Source organism: Mycobacterium sp. (genome assembly GCF_035623875.1).
Classification (GTDB): Bacteria; Actinomycetota; Actinomycetes; order Mycobacteriales; family Mycobacteriaceae; genus Mycobacterium.
Genome location: NZ_DASPSP010000018.1, coordinates 67,075 through 73,219, shown reverse-complemented (window position 1 = coordinate 73,219; position 6,145 = coordinate 67,075). Strand labels below are relative to the sequence as shown.

The 6,145-nt window shown below is 64.6% G+C and carries 6 protein-coding genes; 2 read left to right on the top strand and 4 right to left on the bottom strand.

Annotated elements, in window-relative coordinates; all coding sequences use genetic code 11:
• The coding region (locus tag VEI45_RS26395) for a DUF664 domain-containing protein (protein WP_414687380.1) at positions 1 to 75 on the top strand (75 nt) is incomplete at its 5' end.
• Between the two features lies 1 nt (position 76).
• Here the strand turns inward: VEI45_RS26395 and fadD2 are convergent.
• Positions 77 to 1,756, bottom strand: coding sequence for a long-chain-fatty-acid--CoA ligase FadD2 (fadD2, locus tag VEI45_RS02075; protein ID WP_324849640.1), 1,680 nt, complete (start codon positions 1,754 to 1,756; stop codon positions 77 to 79).
• Positions 1,757 to 1,821: 65 nt separating this feature from the next.
• Here fadD2 and VEI45_RS02070 point away from each other — a divergent pair, with 65 nt between their 5' ends.
• Positions 1,822 to 3,075, top strand: a complete 1,254-nt coding sequence (locus tag VEI45_RS02070) for a DNA polymerase domain-containing protein (protein WP_324849638.1) — start codon at positions 1,822 to 1,824, stop codon at positions 3,073 to 3,075.
• 16 nt (positions 3,076 to 3,091) lie between these two features.
• Here the strand turns inward: VEI45_RS02070 and pstA are convergent, their stop codons facing one another.
• The 3 genes from pstA to pstS form a co-directional block, all read right to left on the bottom strand.
• On the bottom strand, positions 3,092 to 3,946 hold the full coding sequence (gene pstA / locus VEI45_RS02065; RefSeq protein WP_324849636.1) for a phosphate ABC transporter permease PstA: 855 nt from the start codon (positions 3,944 to 3,946) through the stop codon (positions 3,092 to 3,094).
• A 1-nt stretch (position 3,947) separates the two neighbouring features.
• The gene (pstC, locus tag VEI45_RS02060; protein WP_324849654.1) at positions 3,948 to 4,952 is read right to left on the bottom strand and encodes a phosphate ABC transporter permease subunit PstC; all 1,005 of its coding nucleotides are present in this window, start codon (positions 4,950 to 4,952) and stop codon (positions 3,948 to 3,950) included.
• Between the two features lie 75 nt (positions 4,953 to 5,027).
• On the bottom strand, positions 5,028 to 6,143 hold the full coding sequence (gene pstS / locus VEI45_RS02055) for a phosphate ABC transporter substrate-binding protein PstS (RefSeq protein ID WP_324849634.1): 1,116 nt from the start codon (positions 6,141 to 6,143) through the stop codon (positions 5,028 to 5,030).
• Positions 6,144 to 6,145 lie beyond the last annotated feature (2 nt).

Genomic DNA, 6,145 nt, shown 5'->3' with positions numbered 1-6,145 from the left:
GAGACTGCCCGCCACACCGGACAACTCGACATCCTGCGCGAACAGCTCGACGGCGCAACCGGGTTCGACGGCTGAGCTAGTCGACCTCGATGTCGCGCAGCTCGCGTTTGAGGATCTTGCCGGTCGGATTGCGCGGCAGCTCCTCGAGGAAGATCACTTCCCGCGGCACCTTGTAGCGGGCCAGGTGGTCGCGCACGTAGTGCTTGACGGTGTCCTCGTCGAGGCTGGCGTCCTGCTTCTTCACCACGAAGGCACGCAGCCGGTGGCCCCACTCCTTGTCCTCGACGCCGATCGCGGTGGCCTCCACCACGTCCGGATGCCCAGTGATCAGGTCCTCGACTTCGGCGGGGAAGACATTCTCGCCTCCCGACACGATCATCTCGTCGTCACGGCCGCTGACATAGAGCAGGCCGTCTTCGTCGAAGTATCCGACGTCGCCCGACGACAACAGCCCATCGATGATCTGCTTGGAACCGCCGCCGGTGTAGCCCTCGAACGGGAAGCTGGTGCCGACGAAGATCCGTCCGACCTCGCCCTGCGGCAACTCCTTGCCGTTGTCGTCGAAGATCTTGACCTTCACACCCTTGACGACCGGCCCCACCGTCGATGAGTTGTGTCGCAGGTGCTTGGGCTCAGCGATGGTGGCGAACGAAACCTCGGTCGAGCCGTACATGTTGTAGACGACCGGGCCGAGATCCTTGAGCGCCCGTTCGGCCAGGTCGGCTCCGAGTGCTGAGCCGGATACGAACACGATCCGCAGGCTGGACAGGTCGGGCTTTTTCTCCATCTGTTCCACCGCGGCGAGGATCCGGGACAGCATGACCGGGACGACGACCATCGCGGTGGCCTTGTGCTTTTCGATGTCTTGCAGCACCAACGCCGGCTTGAACCGGCGCCGCAGCAACAGCGTTGAGCCGAGGAACATCGCGATGGTGGCATGCAGATAGCCCAGCGCATGAAACATCGGCGACGGCAGCGAGGTCACCTCACCGGCCTTGAACGGGACGTGCGACAGGATCCCGCCGATCGGCGCCAGTGTCGGCGGGGTACTCCGGTTCGCGCCCTTCGGGGTGCCGGTAGTGCCGCTGGTGAGGATGATGATTGACGCATGCTTGGTGGCCCTGGGTGCGGGCGATTTGCTGTTCCGGGCGACCAGGTCGGCCAGTGTCTCGTCGGTGCTGCCCGACGGCTCGTCGCTATCGGGGTTGGTGCCCAGCGCCCGCAGCTTCCCCAGCGGCGGATCGGCCTGGCTGACCGCCTGGGTGTACTCGTCGTCGTAGATGATCAGCTTGGCACCCTCGCGCTCGGCCACCTCCTTGATTTGTGGACCGGAGAACTCGCTGTTGAGCAAGATGATGCGGGCGCCCACCCGCGCACACCCATAATTCGCGATGACAAACCAGCGATGGTTGCGCGCCAGGATCGCCACCCCGTCGCCACCGCGCACGCCTTTGGCCAGCAGCCCGTGCGCCACCGCGTGGGCGGCCTCGTCGAGCTCCTTGTAGGTCAGCGCGCCCTCTTCGTCGACGAGCGCCGCCCGGTTCGGAGTGCGCCGGGCGTTGACCGACGGCAGCATGCCGAACTCGCCCCATTTCCCAATGTCGGCTGCCATTGCCGCGTAGTTCAGCGGCGGCTCCAACCGGAACGCACCCGACTCGATGATCTTGCGGAGGTAGTGCAGTTCGGCCGCCCCGCGCTCGGCATACTGCTGAAGCTTGGCTGCTGCCTGCCCAGAAATATCAAAGAGATTAGGCATAGCTTCACCCTATGTGACGGACGTCGCACCGCAGCTGGAAAATAGTCCGGAATTACTATCAGCCCATGGGGCCGGTGTCGCTGGACGTGGGCGGACGCCAGGTCGAGGTCACCCACCCGGACAAGGTGATCTTTCCCGGTCGCGGTGCTCACAGCGGGCACGGCGGCCTTACCAAACTTGACCTGGTCCGCTATTACCTGGCCGTCGCTGATGGCGCCCTGCGAGGGGTGGCCGGACGGCCGATGATCCTGAAACGCTTCGTCAAAGGCATCGAGCAGGAGGCGATCTTCCAGAAGCGTGCGCCCGCCAAACGGCCGGCCTGGGTGGACGTCGCCGAGTTGCGCTACGCATCCGGGACCTCGGCCAAGGAGGCCGTCATCCATGACGCCGCCGGGCTGGTCTGGGCGATCAATCTGGGCTGCATTGACCTCAATCCGCATCCGGTGCTCGCCGACGATCTCGAGCACCCGGACGAGCTACGCGTCGATTTGGATCCGATGCCCGGGGTCGGATGGCGGCAGATTCTCGACGTCGCACTGGTGGCCCGCGACGTGCTGGAGGATCACGGGCTGACTGCGTGGCCGAAGACGTCCGGGTCGCGTGGCTTCCATATATATGCGCGCATCGTGCCGGGCTGGTCGTTTCGACAGGTGCGGCTGGCCGCCCAGACGGTGGCGCGGGAAGTAGAGCGACGCGCCCCCGACCTGGCGACCAGCCGCTGGTGGAAGGAAGAACGCCAGGGCGTGTTCGTGGACTTCAACCAGAACGCCAAGGACCGCACGGTCGCATCGGCGTATTCGGTGCGGGCCACGCCGGATGCGCGGGTGTCGACGCCGCTGCACTGGGGTGAGGTCGCCGACTGCGACCCGGCAGCGTTCACCCTCACGACGGTGCCGGAGCGGTTCGCCGACATCGGCGACCCGTGGGAAGGAATGGACTCGGATGAGGGGGGAGCCGCCGCCGGCCTGGACGGACTGCTCGCGCTGGCCGAGGAACTCGGCCCCGCCGAGAAGGCGCCCAAAGGTGCACGCCGCAGTGAGGCCAGTGCGGGCACTGGCCGCCGCCAGTCCGTGATGCCGCTCATCGAGATCGCCCGCACCAAGACCAAGGATGAGGCGATGGCCGCCCTGGACACCTGGCGCGACCGCTATCCCGCGGCGGCGGATCGACTGCAGCCCTCCGACGTGCTGGTCGACGGGATGCGCGGACCGAGTTCGATCTGGTACCGGATTCGGATCAACCTGCAGCATGTGCCCGACGATCAGCGACCGCCGCAGGAGGAGCTGATCGCCGACTACAGTCCATGGCCAACGCGCTGAGAGCCGTCGGCAAATCTCACGCCGATTCTGAATGCCGCCGCGCGAACCAGGTGATCAGCCGTCCCAGGATGATCAGCAGCAGCAAGAACACGATCAGCAAAAAGGCCGCGTCATAGGACAGGTCCAGGGCGGTTTTCGACGGCAGGTTGTAGAACGTCCAGATCGGATACGTCAGGTAACCGAGCGGTGAGTCGGTAAGTTTGCCGGTCGGAAGGGAATCCGACCAGCCGGCCGTATAAAGCATCGGCGCCGTCTCACCGATCGTCAGCGCGAGCGCCACCAGCATGCCGGTGACGATTCCGGGTAGTGCCGTCTTCAGCACGATCCTGCGCAGCGTCCAAACGACCGGCAGCCCCAGCGCCGTTGCCCCTTCTCGGTATGCCGTCGGCACTTGACCGAGCGCCGATTCGGTGGCCTTAGCGATGTACGGGATACTCAATACCGACAGCGTCAAGACTCCAGCCGCCAGCGAGAACCCCCAGTCGAAGTAGACCACGAGCGCCAGATAGCCGACGTATCCGAGCACGATTGATGGGATGCCCGACAGTACCTCATAAGCGCCGCGCAGAATCGAACGCGTTCTGCCGGTGGCGAATTCGGACAGGTAGATCCCGGCCAACACACTGACGGTGCCACCCACCAGCACGACCCCCAGGCCCAGGACCAGGGTACCGACAATGGCGTTGCGAAGACCGCCACCGCCGCCATGCGAGTCTTCGACCAGCACGCTCCAGTGGAACACCGGCAACGCACGGCCGACGACCCCGATCAGCATCCACAACGTCGGTACGATCACCATCGCCAGACAACAGAAACATGCGGTCCACCACATCGCGTTGACAGTTTTGCGCCGAGAGGTTACCGACCACATTTCAGATACCCCGCCCGACTGGTAGCGCGGTACCCGACGCGCGGCGCACCAGCGCACGAGCCAACATATTCGTCAGCAACGTGATCACCATCAGCACAAGACTTGCCTCGGCAAGGGTCTTCACTGCGAAGTTGGTGGAGTCGGTTAACGCTGAATCCAACTGCGACACAACGGTTGCGGCGATGGTGGTCATGGTCGAGTAGATGTTGCCGGGCATGGCACCCAACTCCGCACCGGACACCATGGCAACGGCCATCGTCTCGCCCAGCGCACGTCCCAATCCCAGCACGATGGCGCCGACAATGCCGCTAGACACCCATGGCAGGGTGACCTTGCGCGCACACTCCCAGTCGGACATGCCGAGCGCGATCGCACCCTCGCGTGGTAGCGACGGCACCTGCCGGATCAGATCGCGGCAGGTGCTGGCAATGATCGGAATGATCATCACCGCCAGCACCAGGCCGGACACCAACATGCCTTCCCCGTTGCCGGTGTCCCCGCGGAAATAATTGAGCACCGGCACATTCGGCGCATTACGCGCGATCACGGGAGCGACGTGGTGGGCGATGAACGGCCCGAAAGTCATTGCCCCCCAGAGGCCGACGACGACACTGGGGATCCCGGCGAGCAATTCGAGCACCATGCCGACGGCCGAGGCAGCACGTTTTGGTAGCCGTTCCACGATCGCCAACGCCGCCCCGACAGACACCGGTACCGCGATCATCAGGGCGATCGCGGAACTCGCCAACGTGCCGACGATCATCGGCAATGCCCCGTAGTACGCACCGACCGGATGTGGAACACCGTTGCTGACTTCGGTGCTGCCGTAAAGGTTTCCCGGATTCCATTCGGTGGCGGTGAAGAAGTGCAGCCCGTTGAGCCTGATCGCCGGAAGCGCCTCGATGATCAGCGTGCCCAGCACGAACACGAGCGCGAGCAACGGGATCACCGCACCCGCCCCGCCAGCCCACCGGACGGCAATGCCCCCGCGGCTCACGCCACGCATGCGGCCCAGCAAGCGCGATACCACTAGCGGGTCGGCCAGCGCCCGCTGTCGCGTGGGAAGCGTCAACGCATCGAGCTAACTTGTGATGCTGGCGATTTGAGCGTCGGACTGCTTCTCCACCGAGGACGGCAGCGGTTGAAAGTGAACCTTATCCAGGAACGAGGGGCCGCTACCTTCGGTCACCACCCAGTGCAGAAATGCCTGCAGCGTCTGTGCGGTAGCGGCATCCTTCTGGCTGCCGTAGACAACGGCGTACTCATAGTTGACGATCGGGTACCCGTTGGCGGCTGGTCCGTTGATCAGTGAGATCACCTGGTTTGCCGGGGTCTGCGAGGCGAAACCGGCGGCCTCAGCCGGAATGCTTTGGGCATCCGGCAGCAGGTACTTGCCGGAGGCATTTTCCAGTTCGGCCTCGCCCAGTCCCTTCTGGCTGGCCTGGTCGAGGTAGCTGATGCCGATGTAGGCGACGCAACCGGGAGTCTGAACGCAGCCGGTCACCATGCCACCGGCGCCGTTCTCACCGAGCGCGCCCGGCACCGCGGGGAAGTCGACGGTGGTGCCAAAGCCGGGCGACTTACCCCAGCCGTCGGGGTCTTGTTTCGACAGGTACTGGGTGAACACGAAAGTATCGCCGGCCCCGTCGGAACGGTGTAGCGGAACCACCGGGATGGCCGGCAAATTCACTCCGGGGTTGAGCGCGGCGATCTGCGGGTCATTCCAAGCCTTGATGGTGCCTTCATACATGGCCGCCAGCACCTTGCCGTTCAGCTTGAGGTGCTCGCTGACACCGGGCACGTTGTAGTGGACCTCCTCGGCGGCAATGGCCAAGGCGATATTCATCAGCCCCTTGTGCGCGGAAATCTGACCCTGCGACAGGTAGGCGCCGGAGGCGCCGATATCGACCGCCCTGGCAATTGCCTGGGAGATCCCGGCGCCCGACCCGGTGGCCGCAGTCGTGATCGTGACGTTCGGGTATTTCGCCTGATAAGCCGGAACCCATGAATTCATCAGCGGGTACAGCTCTGTGGCCCCGGTCTCCGACAATGCGACCTTCGACGTCGCGGGCGTAGTCGCGACGCTACCGGTGCTAGCCCCGGGGTTGGACGACCCGCCTGTTGAGTTCGAACCGCAACCAGCGGCGACCAGGATCAATGGCACCGCAACCAGCAGCGTACGCAGCGAGATTTTCACGG